Below are 15,422 nucleotides of genomic sequence, written 5' to 3'. Positions count from 1 at the left end.
TTCATGAAGGGAGGACTGTTTCAACAATCAATTTTAATTATGATGCTTATGCTGATTTGTTATAGATATTTAATGAGGCCTGCTTAGAGGGATGACGTGATCCCCTGGTTTTAGAGAAGTCACACCAGGACCAACATCAACAACAACACCAGCACCTTCATGTCCTAAAATTGTCGGAAAAATACCTTCTGGATCAGTACCTGATAAAGTGAACGCATCTGTATGACAAACACCTGTTGCCTTGATTTCAATAAGAACTTCACCTTGTTTAGGCCCTTCTAATTCAACCATTTCGATTGTTAATGGCTTCCCAACTTCAAATGCCACTGCTGCTTTTACGTGCATCAAAACCTCTCTCTATCCACTGAAATATGATTATCAAAAAATAGTTAAGTAATCGTAACATAATAATTATATTGAAAAAAATCAGGAAATTGAAAATAAAATATTGAAATTTAAAAAGAAATTTTAGTAACGACAATATAATTGAAACTCTTGCTTCTTTTGAGGCATATTTATTTATTTTTAGTACTCTTTTATACTTATCTATTAATAAGTAATACAATTTTTCGGAAAAAACAGAGTATGATCATTAATAGTGAATTTAAGCCTGCTAAGTGGCTTAAAAATCAGCATGGGCAAACTCTGTATCGAACGTTTACAAATAGATTACAAGTTCCTATCAATTTTTATGAGCGTGTTGAATTACCTGATGGCGATTTTATTGATTTAGCCTGGAGTACAAGCAGTTTAAATAATCATGCTCCTTTAATTATTCTGCTGCATGGATTAGGTGGCAATATAAATTCAGCTTACGTTGCCAGCTTATTTAATGCCTTCAATAAATCTGGTTATCGAGCAGTTTTAATGAATCTTCGTGGCGCAAATGGCCCTAATCGTTTGCCTCGTTCTTATCATGGAGGTGATACAGCTGATTTTGCTTATGTTCTAAGTCAATTGAAATTAAGAGAGCCCTCAACAAAAAAAGCAGTAGTTGGAATTTCATTAGGTGGAAATATTTTGCTCAAATGGTTAGGAGAAACAGGCCATCAATCTTTGATTCATGCAGCTGTCGCCGTTTCTGTGCCTTTTCAACTAAATACTGTCGTTCAAAAAATAAATAAAGGATTTTCTCGTGTCTATCAAACCCACTTATTGGAAAGATTACGAAATCTTTTTTTACAAAAATTAAATATCATCAATCATCAGCTGACTCTTTCTAAACAAACATTAGTGTCTATAAAAACCCTGTATGAGTTTGATGAACAAATCACGGCACCATTAAATGGTTTTTCAAATGCCAATGAGTATTATCAGAAATCAAGTTCAAGGCAATACCTATGGAATATAGCAACTCCTACATTAATTATTCATGCTTTAGATGATCCTTTTATGACCCCTGATGTCATTCCAAAACTTCATGAATTATCATCAGATATTCTTTTAGAGTTAAGCCAATATGGAGGACATGTAGGGTTTATTGCGCAAAACATTCGATACTGGTTAGAAGAACGTATTCCATTTTTTTTGAAAGATTACTTAGCTTCATCATCCTGATCAGTACTTACGAGAATGAATAACATTTTTTTGAAATAGTTGATAAAGGCTAATGTTCCAACTTCCTCTATTAATTGCATCACTTTGCTCCCCCATTGCTTTCGTTCGGCTTTCCACCCTATAAAAAATGCAGAAGCAATAAAAACAACTATGATCAAGTGATAATGAGTCAATTTACTTTGGACAAAATATTTTTTATGCTCTGCCAGCTCTTTCTTTTGGCATTGCAAAATTTTATCCATCTGAGCAATTTGTGCAATTATCTGTTTTCTTGAGTTTTTCATGCTCAGTACTCTGATGTTGTGAAAAATACTCTCTGGTTTTTTGAAAACTCATATTATTTAAATTATAAGATAAGTATTTAGTCAGTCCTAATAACAGCCCTATATTTAGCAGTAAAATTAAAAAAAGAGCTAAAAAAAGATTATTAGAAGTCAATGCAACAAAATACCCGAATAAAAACATAGCAGTTAACCACACAGTAATAAAGATTACTAACAGCATGCATATATTCAATAATAAAGGAAAAACACTAAGCCCAGCCAACCTGGCCTCAAGGCGAAATAAAGACAATACTGTTCTAATAATAGATATTTTTGCTGCAATAAGGGCTTCTAATTGTTTGAAAGCTTCCATTATTTTTTCATAAGCTTGGATAATAAAAATCCTATTCCACCAGCAATCAAAACAGAAGTTAATGGATTTTCTTGTATCTTCTTTAATAAATGATCGGAATACTCTTTAATACTTTCTTCCACATCATTTGCCTTATGAACTCCTTCTTCATAAAGATTATTAGCCTTCTTTTTTCCTTCCTTTAATAATTGACTAGCAGCAGCTTCTATGTGCTCTCTTGGTGTATATACTTGATTTTCATTAGAGCTTTTCATATTAATACCCTCCTTAGCGTACGTCCATTCAAAATAGTAAGTATTATATTAACTATAGTTATTGGAATAGATAAATCAATAAAATTTATTGCAAATGATTTCTAATCATTCATCTTTAGAATGATGAATTCGAGACTATCCTTATACTTTTTAAAATCAATTTTTGCATCAATTTCATTTATTTTCCACTAATAAATATACTTAAAATTATTAAAAAACAGACATTAGTAATAATACTCATATCATATATAAACAAAACGAATTGGATAAATTAAAATCACAATGATTAAATTAAGGAAATAGCTTTAGGCCGTAATTATCCAAATAAGTCAGTTTTAGTCTCAGTAGATGCAATCTGCGTTAGATTTCGGATATCCCAACATAAGAAATGAATCAGTGTATTAGGAATAGATTATGAATCCTAGAAAAAAAGTGTCAAACCAAACGATTATTGAACATCATAAAGAAAAATTCTCTAATGCGGATAAAATTGAACGTCTACATCATCGTATTAAAGAATTTGATATAAAAAATTATAAGCAATTGGGTAGAATCTTTGGTATGGAGGAAAGTCAGTTTCGTACTATTGGAGAACTGGAGACCAGTTTAAATTCACTAAGGGCAAAACCCCTAATCAAAACCACATCAGGAAAAACAGAGGAAACAGCAAAAACATTTTTAGATACACAAACCAATATGTTAAATCAATATAAAAATTATTTATTGACAGAGATAAGTCAAAGAGAAAAAGAAAGAAATATAAAAAAAGATGTAGAGGCTAGTGTTGGTATGCCTGTTGCACTCTCGCAACTAATTAGTGCTCATAGTAATTTAATTAGTGGGTTTGATTCAATTCAACATTCCATAGCTACCACTGTAAATCATATTAATGAGAAATTTGAAAAAGACATCAAATCTAAAGAAGCGCAAATAGAATTAGCTACCGCATTATTAAAAGTTGCTTTAGGTGTTGTCGGGGCTGGAGCAGTGGGCGAAATTATAAGCCAGGTTATAAAAAATGCGAATCCTGAATCTATCGAAGAGCTAACGGGTGCAGCAGGAAAAATATCATTAGACGCTATTAAAAGAGAGCTTGCAAAAGAGCTGGCTGAAACAACAATAGATACCATTACCGATGAAATGTTGATTCACATCAATAAGGTAGTGCAAAGTACTAGTAGCCGCATTAGTTTAAAATTTCAAGATCAGGTAACACTCTATTTAACCATTTTAAAGTCCAAATCCTGCGCAGCGATCACTAAAGCTATAGAAAGGGTAGGACAAACCACATTAACTCCAAAAGAATGGGATAAAGAGCTTGATGCTGCCAATAAAGCTAAATTATTAAGCATGAACCCAAATCATTTAGATGCTCTAATAAGTGAAGTTAGAAATGAAATGCACTTGAAAACTTTGTATGCGAGAGAAAATGCCGCTGTTCTTGAATATCAACAACTGTCCCAACCCATAAAAAAAGTTATTGAATTTGCAGCTTTAGAAGCAGGGCCACATTTTGTAAAAAGATATCAAGAAAAAATGGCTCCGATATCAGAGTATTTTCAAATACATTTTGTGTCATCAGTTCTAAGTAGAGAATACCGAAAACCTGGCGCACTAAAACATGGTTATAAACCAGCTGCTGCTAGAAGCAAATATGAAGGATATGAACCAATGATAAGAAATGGTCATGTGAAGCACTTCCCCAAGGGAATATTACAAGAGGATCCTCATTTATTAATGATGTTTGAACCTACGATTGTGACTGGAAACATGAGACTTGCTCAAGAAATGCATAAAGGAGGCAAGAACTTACGTCGGTTCTTGACCACACAAATTAGCGGAATCAAGGAAAATTTAGAGTTATATGGATTTAAAAAATCAAGAACAAACAGTAGTAAATGCGGCGCCATGACCCGAAAAGGCACCATAGAAGATATGCTACGTTCATACGCAATCATAATATCAATTATGGAAGGAGCAGTGCATCATCATAAACACCAATCTTCTATTCCATTATTTAAAGAAGATAGGGAAGTACTTGCTATCTTAAAAACACTTATGGAAATTAACTTATTCTTTACCTCACACCCAGAAAATAAAAATTTACCTCTTATTACTCCTTTGTGTGTGTTTAATCGCGATCCACATTTTATGGACTTAATTAAACAAAGACCTGTACTTAGGCAAGAGCTGGTCGAGTTAATGATAAATGATAATTTTATCTTAAAGTGTCTCACAGACCCAAATATAAAAGATTTAGAGAAAGATAGTAAAAGATTATATTCAATGTTAGATGAATTAATTATATTGTTAAAAACAGCTCTACCTGAAATTGAGCAAATGAAAATTTCTGAATTTAAAGAACAGGCTAAACAGTATATTGAGCATCAATGTGCGCAGATAATCACCTCAGAAGCGGAGACAGATTCGTGCAGTAATGCTCAAAGTAGTTTCACTGACTCGCCGATAAGAGCGATAAACACTGACTCGTCATCCCAAGACTCTAAGAGTAGCAATTCATCCTCTCTCCAGAATGATTACAACACCGTTCGTTTTCGTCGAATTTTAACAGAAGGCCGTAATGAACCGAATATTGTACTCCCTAATCTAGAAAGCTAACGATAAAATAAAATAACGTGAGCGATTTTATTTTATATTCATCACTTGATTGAAAATACGCTGTGCCAGACGTTTTAATGGTACATGATTTGTATTTGTGAGAATAATGATGCTCACATGATCATCAAGATGTCGCTCTATCCAACTGCTGTAACCTCGTATAGCTCCATTTTTGAAAGCAAGATGCTTGCCATTGATAGAAGATACTTGCCATCCTAAAGACCAAGCCCAGTTTTGATTACCCGCAGGTTCTCCATTTTTTAAAAAGACTGGTGCCCACATTTGACGATAAGTGGATGGTGTTAATATTTTCCCTGCAGACATGGCATTATCCCATTTTGACATATCACTGATATTTGATACGATTCCCCCCGAACCTCCCATCTGTTGCCATGGTTTTTGATTGGGATTGGGAGTAATCCTCCCCTCTTTCACTTGATATCCTGTTGCCAAATTTGGTGGAAAGAGTGAGTCAGGTAAACCTGTATGATTCATCCCTAAAGGAATAAAAATAGTTTGTGACAAATAATCAATTAATGATTGATGACTTACATTTTCAATAGCACGTCCCAACACTGCAAAACCGAAATTATTGTATGCAATTGCGGTTCCAGGTTGAAATTGCATATTTTTTTTAGCCAAGTCGCTCCATACTTTTATCCAAGGTAAATGAGGTCCGTGATGTTGAGGAATACCACTGGAATGCGACAGTAATTGTCTAATAGTCACATTTCGCCATTGCTGAGGTGCTTTAGGCACATAGTCCAAGATAGAATCATTTAAATTAATTTTTCCTTCTTGTACCAAAGTCATAAGTGCAAAAGCAGTAATCACTTTAGAAACCGAACCAATACCAAAAAGAGTTTGTGTATCCACAAGAGATTTTGTTGCAATATTGGCATAACCATATCCTTTAATGAGGAAAGGCTTGCCATCTTTGAGTACGGCTAACGATAATCCAGGAACATGATTATTCTGCATAAAGGCGGTTACTACTTGATCAATCTTTTGCTTTGTTGCTTCTGGAGTTGCATTGGTAAACGTAAAAGGAAAAAAAATGGTCAAGCAAAGCAGAAATACTAAACTTTTTTTTAACATATTTAATTTTCACTTTGGTGAATCATGATCCCTATTTTTAGGGTATCAAAAATTATTTTGTTGCCTTTTTATTATCTCAGACAAAAATACCATCTAAAAAATAACAAAAATGATTTAGATCAACTATATTTTATTTATCCTAGGACATATCGTCATAAGAGTAAACAGCTGCATCACCTTCTTTTTATAGCTGTTTTTTGCGGACATATTTTGTGATTCTAAAACATATAGAATATGGAGATAAATATGTTGAATCTTGATACAGAAACCATTTGTGATCTTCTTGATAAAGCACGGCAATTTCAAGCTAAAGAAGAAGTATCTTTCCCTGAAGAAACTGCAGAAATGGACTCATTATACGTTTTGGCTGATTATCAAGATGACCCAGTATATCAAGAAACAGTTGAATATATTGATGGTTTACGCCCCGATCAGCAAGCAACTTTGGTAGCATTGATGTACTTAGGTCGTGGCGATTATAATCAAGAGGAATGGGAAGAAGCCTTTAATTTTGCCCAGGATGAATTAACAAAACGCACCGGCGAATATTTATTATCAAGACCGTCAGTAGCTGATGATATTGAACGAGGGTTAAATATGCTGGGTATCTCCTACCGAGAATAGCTGCAGATTCGAAGAGAAATCAGAATGTCTTACGTGAATATTGGAACTTCGGAATGGGTTTATCAAGGTTGGAAAAAAATTTTTTATCCACCCTCACTTCCTGATAAAGATATGCTTGGGTATTATGCAAGTATTTTTAACTCAGTGGAGCTCAATAACAGTTTTTATCGTATGCCTACCGCCAAGAACATCCTAAAATGGAGAGAAAATACCCCTGAAGATTTTATCTTTTCTTGTAAAGCCAGTCGCTTTATCACTCATATAAAAAAACTCGACGAGGTTCAGGATCAGATTCATTATTTATTTAGAACACTAGAGGGATTAGAAAAAAAATTAGGTCCCGTTTTATTTCAACTGCCGCCCTATTGGCCACTTGATTTTGAGCGGCTGGATCAGTTTATTAAAGAATTACCTAAATCTTTTCATATTACTTTTGAGTTTAGAAATAAAAGCTGGTTATGTCAGAGGGTTTATGATTTGCTTCTTAAAAATAATATTGCGCTTTGTTTTTATGATTATAAGGGCTTTCAATGTCCGGAAATTATAACAAGCGATTTTATCTATTTGCGCTTACATGGACCACATCTCCAACCATATTCAGGCCATTATAAAGAAGAATCACTTTTAAATTATGTGCATAAATTTAAAGTTTGGAACAAATTAGTTAAAAAAATTTTTTGCTATTTTGATAATGATGAAAAAGTAATTGCGCCTCATGACGCACAATTATTAAAAAAATTAATTCTATTGACATGGAACAATCATGAGCAATAAAAATTCATCGAATTACTCGCCATTATAAAAAGGAACTCCTCTAATCCCTCTCTCTTGTTGGCCTATTGAAATGATATGTATCACTGCTACTCCTATTTTCGTTCTCTACATCATCTTTTTTCTTAAAAAAATAAGAACTCTTGTCAAATTACAATGCTTTATGCAATGATTATTATTGAAGCACTTAGACAATGATTATGACACCATGACAATTTTTAGGAGGGGCCTAAGATGAAGCGATTTCTTACAATAAATAAGGAACTTATAACCAAAAACAGCACTCAACCATTTTTATCCTCTCGAACTTTTTCCCAATCAACCCTTTCAGCAAGCGAAAATATTTTGTTACCCACTCATCGAACCAAGAAAAAAATATCTTTGAGCCCTGCTACAAAAATACCCGGTTCAAGTTTTTTTGAAAAATTAAAAAAAGAAGAACGCAAACAATTTCCACATAAAAAACGTAATAGATTCAGTTACAACAACAACCAAAGCGCCGCGCTTTCATTATCTTATTCAAATGACCAATTAGTTACCAAACAAAACAATCCAGATGAACTTCTTGCACTCTCAAAAGCATCAATCATTGAGCATGCGAATCGACGGGTTGATTTATTTTTCTACACTTTAATTGCTTATTATAAAACTTCTTTTTTCCCAACATATACACAAACTACATTACAATATGGTAAAGGTCGAACAATCGATGATGGATGTATCACAGAAGCATGTCATAGCAGCTTCACTCCTTCATTACTTGACAATATTATCTATCAAAACAAAGAAACTGGAGAAAAACTCAAAAGTTTGTTGTCAAATACCCACCTTCTGGATAATTTAAACTCTACTGTGGAATTACCTTCATTTGTCAATGATCTCGATGATGTGTTAGAAAATACCTGCAGACCTCAATGCCTAGAAATTATACGTCGCGCCTCTATTGGTGAAATTAATCCTATTGAAGGATTAACTATTTTTCTTACAATGATGCAAAATGTTTTAAGAGATCTTAAAGAAAAAGCTGAGCCCAAAAGCACGTCATGTTTTTCACAGCACTCTTTTCTAAAACAAAAATCAATAAATCCTGTCTTAATTGATCTGGTAACAACCGGAACATTGTCGGACACATTCTCTGATGAAACTCAGACAGCTACAGATGAATACATTCAGCTCTTATTAAGAATGAGACCCGATGAGAAAAAATTATGTGAAAAAAAAGGAACTAAAGAAAAAGTATACTTAAAAAAAAATCACAGAAATACAAGAAGAAATTTTGTACTCAAAAAGCAGTCAGATTTTAATGAAACTAGACTAAAAACAGTGCTCTTGTATCGCGACAATAAAATAAAGTTTATAGTGATGCAAGGAGCCTTCTATGATTTTCCATTCTAATGACTCAGGTAGAGGATATTACCTATGGCCAAACATTTCTTATTTGCATAAAATAATATTTTTACTCCAACAATAATTACTTTTACCCTGGCGGCTATTTATGGATATTCATACAGTTGTTGAAGCACAGAAAAAATTCGCTATGGCAGGGCAAGCTAAAAAGATTCTTTTCCGACAGCAGCAACTACAAAAGTTAAAAGATATTCTAAAGCAAAAGGAACAGGAACTTTATCAAGCTCTTTATGCGGATATGAAAAAATCTCAATTTGAAATCTATTTGACTGAACTTGCATTGATTTATCATGAAATTGATAAAGCCATTAAATATGTCACCAAATGGTCAAAACCAAAAAAAATAAGAACAGGATTAGTAAATCAACCTGGAAAAAGTTTTATCCTTCCTGAGCCTTATGGAACCACATTAATCATTGGAGCATGGAATTACCCCTATCAGCTTACTTTGAGCCCTTTAGTTGCAGCAATAGCTGCAGGAAATACCAGTATTATTAAACCCAGTGAATTAACAAAAAACTCCTCTTCTCTAATAGCGCAAATAATTAATCAAAATTTTGATCCTGCATATCTTCATGTAGTAGAGGGTGGGGTTGAAGTCACTCAAGAGCTCCTCAGTCATCGTTTTGATAAATTATTTTTTACTGGAAGCACTACTGTAGGAAAAATCGTTGCTAAAGCCGCTGCAGAACACTTAACGCCTGTAACGCTCGAATTAGGTGGAAAAAGCCCATGTATTGTTTTTCGTGATGCAGATCTAAAAATTTCCGCGCAACGCATTGTTTGGGGCAAATTTTTAAATGCCGGTCAAACATGTATCGCTCCTGATTATCTCCTGGTTGAGGACTCAATCTATCATCCTTTATTGGCAGAACTAAAAAACCAACTCAATAAAATTATTGGCCCAAATCCTATTGAGAGTGAAAGCTATGTACGAATTATTGATCAAAAACATGTACAGCGCTTGAAAAAACTTATAGACCCACAAAAATTATATACAGGTGGGCAAGTCATTGAAGCAGAAAATTATATTGAACCAACTATTCTTAAAGATGTAAGTTTCACAGACGAAATAATGAAAGAAGAAATTTTTGGTCCTATTTTACCGGTAATTCCTTTTTCTGACCTAAAACCCATTCTTCAAGAACTAAAAACACGTCCTCGCCCCTTAGCACTGTATGTTTTTGGAAAAAATCAGCACCTACCAACACAAGTCATCCATGAGGTTTCTTTTGGTGGTGGTTGTATTAATGATGTGCTCATGCATATTTGTGATTCTAATCTTCCGTTTGGCGGAGTGGGAGAAAGTGGTATGGGAAGTTACCATGGTGAGGCAGGCTTTAAAACCTTTAGCCACTTCAAAAGCATCGTGAAAAAACCTTTTTGGTTTGAGCCACCTATTAAATATAAACCTTATAATCAACTTAAATTAAGATTGATTCGCGCTTTATTAGGTTAATTCATTCCAAAAGATCACACATTAAACGGACTTGGAGTGGTGCAGCTTACTTTTTATCTGAAAATCGTTTCTTTTTGGGTATAGGCAGAGAATTGTCTACAGCTGCAACTCTGGATATTGGATATATAAATCAGATTAAATTCGAACAGCAAAATCTAAAAATATTAGACAATGGTTTTTAATGTGAATCAATAAATGGAAACATCGCTTATCATCTAAGCATAATTCGCGTTCTAGCATAGATTAACTTTTATTTGCTCCACCAACTTCTTGTCGCTCTAAAAAACCTAAATAAATAAACATTCAAAACAATATTTTTGCTTATTAAAATGAATCATATCAATTCACTTTGATAAATAAAAATTCTACCTTGTAGATGTACAATAATAGGTCTATAACTTAAAAAATAACAATGAGAATTACATATGGCAGAAAAAACTAAAGACAAAACTGTTTATCACCAAATGTCTACAGGGTTCCTATCTGTTGAAGCAAATGCATTAATTCTCACCAATATTATCAAAGCACTTCCTGGTAGTGTTTATTGGAAGGATAAAGAAGGAAAATATTTAGGATGCAATGATACGATGCTGGAAATGGTAGGAATGAAATCAGTAATCGGTAAAACAGATTTCGATATGCCATGGGTGGAGTCCGCTGAAACAATACGCAATAATGACTTAAGGGTAATGGCGCTGAATTCTTCTTTAGAACTTGAAGAAACGGCAACATTAGCTGATGGGCAGCAAGTGACTGTATTAACTAAAAAAACTCCGCTAAGAGACGATCAGGGAAATGTCATAGGTATTATTGGCGTCTCTTTAAATATTACTCATCGAAAACAACGCGAAGAACGCCTTCTTTCAAACCAAGAAAAGACTCAATCCACATTAGAAAACATTATTGCGCATATGCCGGGCCATGTTTATTGGAAAGATAAAAATGGGGTTTATCAAGGATGTAATAATCTCCAAGCCCAAAGCGCTGGATTGCAATTCAGCTATGAAGTTATTGGCAAAACTGACTTCGATTTACCATGGGGAAAAGAACAAGCTGAATTGATTCGCAAAAATGATCGCCAAATTATGGAAACTGGAGAAACAGAAGTGATTGAAGAAATAATTCAGGTAAAGGGTAAAGATGCCATTTTCTTAAGTCATAAATCACCAATACGCAATAAAAATGGTGAAATCATAGGTGTATTAGGGATGTCCGTTGACATTACTGAGCGAAAAAAAATCGAAGCAGAACTTAATATTGCTAAAGAAAAAGCTGAAACAGCAAATCGCGCCAAGACAGAGTTTCTTGAAAATATGCGCCATGATATTCGTACCCCACTAACTGGTATTGTTGGATTCTCCAATATCATTAAGGCAGAGGCTCATAATCCTCGCCTCAAAGAATATGCAGATAATCTAGTAGCCTCCAGCCATGCTTTACTTGATTTTATGGATGAAGTCCTCGAAGCGATCCATGTAAGCTCAGGTGAAATACCTAGGGTGAAAAGAAAATTTGAATTACAAAAAATATTACTACATGTGATTGATTTAAATAAGGCTAAAGCATTTTCTAAGCATCTTAATTTATCACTTGATTTTGATAAAAATATTCCTAAATATCTCATTGGTGATAACATTCGTATCCATCGAATTATACTTGAGCTACTTACCAATTCGTTAAATTTTACTGATTCAGGTTTTGTAAAATTAACAGCGATACTTGCAAAACAAGAAGATCGTGAAGTCATTCTGAAGTTTATAGTAGAAGACACCGGCATAGGTATTCCACAAGACAAACAACAAGAAATCTTTCTTCAATTCAAAAGACTCACTCCTTCTTATAAAGGAATCTACAAAGGCGCTGGTCTTGGTCTCTCGGTGATCAAACAGTTTGTTGATGAATTAGATGGAGAAATTTATGTAAAAAGTACTGTTTCAAAAGGAACAATATTCACTTGTATCATCCCATTAAAAGTAGCTCTTTTAGAAGATGATACTGGCGTTGACCAAGATTTTTCTGCCCTAAGAAAAACAAATCTAAAACAAAAAACAGAGCGCAATACCAATCAATCAGATGCTATCGCAACATTGTTTCAATACCGGATCTTAGTGGTTGAGGATAATCCAATCGCACAAATTGTAGCCAAAACATTCCTAAATCAGTGCAACTGTCATGTAGATATAGCTATTGATGGACAATCTGCTTTAACCTATTGGAGACAAAATAAATATGATTTGATATTTATGGATATAGGTTTACCTGATATGGATGGTTACCAGGTAACTCATCATATTCGTGTACAAGAAATTGCGAATAATCTTCATACACCAATCATTGCCCTAACAGCCCATGTAGGCGATGAAAACAAACAAAGATGCATTGAATCAGGCATGAACGCTGTCATCAGTAAACCATTAACTCCCCAAAATTGTCGTGATATTTTGAATACCTTTATTCCTGCGATACAGGCTCCCCAGCTCGAAATCGCTGATATACCTAACCCAGAAACACAGCTTTTTGAACTTTCAGCATTTCCAATATTCGACATTAAAGAAGGAATTAAAACTACTGGTACAGAAAAAACACTTTATGACATGCTCAAACTAATGCTTGAATATTCATTAACTGAAGACAGTTCTATGCTAAAAAAAGCACATGCCCAAGGTGATTGGGAAGAAGTCCAAAAATTTGCTCATAAAATTAAAGGAGGTGCTATATATGTTGGCGCCATACGTATGAAAATAGCTTGCCAATATCTTGAGCGTAGTTGGCAAAATGGCCAACATGAATTATTAGAGAAATTATACCAACAAGTTCTTCAAGTTATTGAAGAAAGTCGGACTGAAATTAGCACATGGATAAAAGAAAGAGGGCATTAAAAATTCACTTTGCCAACTCGATAACCACAACATCTCCCTAAACATAATAATTACTTAATATTTTTATCTTATAATTGGGTCCATATAACTACAGAGTGAATATAAATATGTCTTTTAGAATAAATAATCCTGGTGGTGGTGATTGTGGATTTTATGCTTTCGCAATAGGTTTAATCGATGTAATTCAACAAGAATATTATTCTAATGGCAATAGTAAAACTTTTAATCGCTGGAAAAAAGAGGGTCTTGGCATGAATCTGCAAGACATCCTAGCGATTGATTTAGATTGGTTAGCGTGCTTACCTTACAATTACAAAAAAGATCAATTAATTGCACTACAGATGTCTTTAAGAAATATTACGGTTAATGTTAATAAAGAAGATCTGCTCAACCGAATATATATAGAATTAACATCAAATGAAGAACAAACTAAAATTGAAGGTTCAATTGTCTATGGTAAATTTATGGAGCTAGTACAATTTTATTTAAGCAGAGATAGCAGTTTAGAGCAGATAAGTCAGTATAATGAATTAGCATTATCTCCTGAAGTGTTGCAATTAGCACAAAATACCGCTCGTTCACTTCGACCAATGCTTAGAGGGCAACCCTTTGATAAAGCACAAAAAATTGAAAATACCTATGTTAAAGAAGTGCTGTTAATTGATGTACTGTCCATTAATGATAGAAATTCTCATTCTGTTATCTTAAACGGAATTGAACAAATTAAGCAAAGAGGAAGATGGGCCACGCATAGTGATTTAAATGGAGTTGCAGAAAGACTAAAAATAAATTTCCACGTTACTGGTCAAGTTAATGGTACCCCTAACCCTGATTATCCCACCATTACCTTAAATAATGAAGGCAATGCGCATTGGACTACCACTGTTGGGCGGTTATTTGAACCTAAACCCAGGGAAATTTCTGTCAAGCGAGTTGCTGAGCAAACAGAATTAGCTCCCCCAAAAATCGTTCATGAAACATGGGCTCATCCCTTAAAAACAACACGAGTTATCGACACTCCAGAAGAAAACTATAAAAAACATCTCGATAATCTCTTCGATGCAACGAAAAATCAACGTTTCTTTACTACTCCAATTAAGAGTAAAATCAATGTTAATGCAATTGATAATGCAAAAGCTGCAGCAAAAGAATCTGATCAATCATTTGCTACCCGTTTACAAGAAGCAGAACTACGGCGAATTTTAATCTACTAATTTTTTCTTCCCCCAAGTCCTAAGGCCTTGGGGAATAAATTCAATTTTTGCCTTATCTAAAAAATTATTTTACTTGCTCTATAATCCCGCCTTTACTATTAATAATGATATAAGAAACATTCAGAACCTTAAGGATAATTCGGATGCATCCTATTCAACGTTTCATCGAAGCACAACAAGGTAAAGATTTTTATCCTTCCTACCAAAGCGCTTATGGTGAAATCAAAGCAGGTAAAAAACAGAGTCATTGGATCTGGTATATTTTTCCTCAACTAGTTACCCTTGGATACAGTTCAACTGCTAAATATTTTGGCATAGCAGATCTAAATGAGGCTTGTAAGTTTATACAAAATAAAGAACTGTTTAAAAATTATTACGAAATGACTCACTTGGTCTTACAACAACTTGCCAAAACGCCTATCACAATATTAATGGGAGGAGCACTTGATGCTCAAAAACTCACGTCCAGCTTAACTTTGTTTCGAGAAACTGCTGCGTTTCTTTTAAGTCAAGGAACTAAAACACAGGACTTCAAGAAACTAATAGAATGTTGTGATCAAATTTTTATAAAAATTTCAAATCAAGGTTATTTTCCATGTGAGCAAACTCGACTTTTTGTGCAATCATGTTTACCAAAAAAATAATCATTTAGAAACTTTAGATATTCGCCCCTAAACACGTAAACTCAATGTGCAATTCTATAGCACTACTCTCTAAGTTCATACATCATTGCAAGCTCGTTTGGCTCAGTCATGTGCTTTTGTACACTTCTTCACCTCACTTTACTTGCCGCCTTACCTAGAACTTAGTGGATGAAGCTATATAATAAAATTTAATTTATAATTTCGAGAATAATCTTTTCAGACTTTAAAAACTCTTGTTATAGTTAAAATGAATTAATCAA

At 33.9% G+C, this 15,422-nt stretch carries 14 protein-coding genes; 9 read left to right on the top strand and 5 right to left on the bottom strand.

Annotated elements, in window-relative coordinates; all coding sequences use genetic code 11:
• Positions 1 to 69 precede the first annotated feature (69 nt).
• Positions 70 to 345 (bottom strand): alcohol dehydrogenase catalytic domain-containing protein, encoded by a 276-nt coding sequence (locus Lsan_RS04655; protein ID WP_058513352.1) that lies wholly within the window; start codon positions 343 to 345, stop codon positions 70 to 72.
• 240 nt (positions 346 to 585) lie between these two features.
• Between Lsan_RS04655 and Lsan_RS04650 the strand changes: the two genes are divergently transcribed.
• Positions 586 to 1,557, top strand: a complete 972-nt coding sequence (locus Lsan_RS04650) for a hydrolase (protein WP_058513351.1) — start codon at positions 586 to 588, stop codon at positions 1,555 to 1,557.
• Here the strand turns inward: Lsan_RS04650 and Lsan_RS04645 are convergent.
• From Lsan_RS04645 to Lsan_RS04635, 3 genes are read right to left on the bottom strand one after another with little or no spacing between them, the layout of a single operon-like run.
• A complete protein-coding gene (locus tag Lsan_RS04645; RefSeq protein ID WP_237762033.1) occupies positions 1,536 to 1,787 on the bottom strand; it encodes a hypothetical protein in 252 nt (83 codons plus the stop codon). The two genes, Lsan_RS04650 and Lsan_RS04645, sit on opposite strands and share 22 nt — an antisense overlap.
• A 4-nt stretch (positions 1,788 to 1,791) precedes the next feature.
• Complete coding sequence (locus Lsan_RS04640; RefSeq protein WP_058513349.1) at positions 1,792 to 2,193, bottom strand: hypothetical protein; 402 nt, start codon at positions 2,191 to 2,193, stop codon at positions 1,792 to 1,794.
• The gene (locus tag Lsan_RS04635; RefSeq protein WP_058513348.1) at positions 2,193 to 2,447 is read right to left on the bottom strand and encodes an ElaB/YgaM/YqjD family protein; all 255 of its coding nucleotides are present in this window, start codon (positions 2,445 to 2,447) and stop codon (positions 2,193 to 2,195) included. The genes Lsan_RS04640 and Lsan_RS04635 overlap by 1 nt, the downstream gene beginning before the upstream one ends.
• Before the next feature lie 414 nt (positions 2,448 to 2,861).
• Here Lsan_RS04635 and Lsan_RS04630 point away from each other — a divergent pair, with 414 nt between their 5' ends.
• Positions 2,862 to 5,066 (top strand): hypothetical protein, encoded by a 2,205-nt coding sequence (locus Lsan_RS04630; RefSeq protein ID WP_058513347.1) that lies wholly within the window; start codon positions 2,862 to 2,864, stop codon positions 5,064 to 5,066.
• Between the two features lie 27 nt (positions 5,067 to 5,093).
• Here the strand turns inward: Lsan_RS04630 and Lsan_RS04625 are convergent, their stop codons facing one another.
• Positions 5,094 to 6,164 carry a serine hydrolase domain-containing protein gene (locus Lsan_RS04625; protein WP_058513346.1) on the bottom strand — a complete coding sequence of 357 codons (1,071 nt, stop codon included), beginning with the start codon at positions 6,162 to 6,164 and terminating at the stop codon, positions 5,094 to 5,096.
• Positions 6,165 to 6,410: 246 nt separating this feature from the next.
• Between Lsan_RS04625 and Lsan_RS04620 the strand changes: the two genes are divergently transcribed.
• The 7 genes from Lsan_RS04620 (at position 6,411) to Lsan_RS04590 (ending at position 15,162) form a co-directional block, all read left to right on the top strand.
• Positions 6,411 to 6,788 carry a DUF3775 domain-containing protein gene (locus Lsan_RS04620; RefSeq protein ID WP_058513345.1) on the top strand — a complete coding sequence of 126 codons (378 nt, stop codon included), beginning with the start codon at positions 6,411 to 6,413 and terminating at the stop codon, positions 6,786 to 6,788.
• A gap of 24 nt (positions 6,789 to 6,812) precedes the next feature.
• Complete coding sequence (locus Lsan_RS04615) at positions 6,813 to 7,562, top strand: DUF72 domain-containing protein (RefSeq protein ID WP_058513344.1); 750 nt, start codon at positions 6,813 to 6,815, stop codon at positions 7,560 to 7,562.
• Between the two features lie 231 nt (positions 7,563 to 7,793).
• A complete protein-coding gene (locus Lsan_RS04610; protein ID WP_237762032.1) occupies positions 7,794 to 8,954 on the top strand; it encodes a hypothetical protein in 1,161 nt (386 codons plus the stop codon).
• Between the two features lie 100 nt (positions 8,955 to 9,054).
• Positions 9,055 to 10,425, top strand: coding sequence for an aldehyde dehydrogenase (locus Lsan_RS04605; RefSeq protein ID WP_058513343.1), 1,371 nt, complete (start codon positions 9,055 to 9,057; stop codon positions 10,423 to 10,425).
• A 425-nt stretch (positions 10,426 to 10,850) separates the two neighbouring features.
• Positions 10,851 to 13,304 carry a PAS domain-containing sensor histidine kinase gene (locus Lsan_RS04600; protein ID WP_237762031.1) on the top strand — a complete coding sequence of 818 codons (2,454 nt, stop codon included), beginning with the start codon at positions 10,851 to 10,853 and terminating at the stop codon, positions 13,302 to 13,304.
• A 107-nt stretch (positions 13,305 to 13,411) separates the two neighbouring features.
• Entirely contained in the window at positions 13,412 to 14,518 is a 1,107-nt protein-coding gene (locus Lsan_RS04595; RefSeq protein ID WP_058513342.1) for a hypothetical protein, read from the top strand.
• Positions 14,519 to 14,661: 143 nt separating this feature from the next.
• Positions 14,662 to 15,162, top strand: a complete 501-nt coding sequence (locus Lsan_RS04590; protein WP_058513341.1) for a DUF1810 family protein — start codon at positions 14,662 to 14,664, stop codon at positions 15,160 to 15,162.
• Positions 15,163 to 15,422: the final 260 nt, after the last annotated feature.

This window comes from Legionella santicrucis (genome assembly GCF_001468135.1).
GTDB lineage: Bacteria > Pseudomonadota > Gammaproteobacteria > Legionellales > Legionellaceae > Legionella > Legionella santicrucis.
Note: the sequence above shows the minus strand (reverse complement) of the source record. Positions and strands in the feature narration are given on the sequence as shown.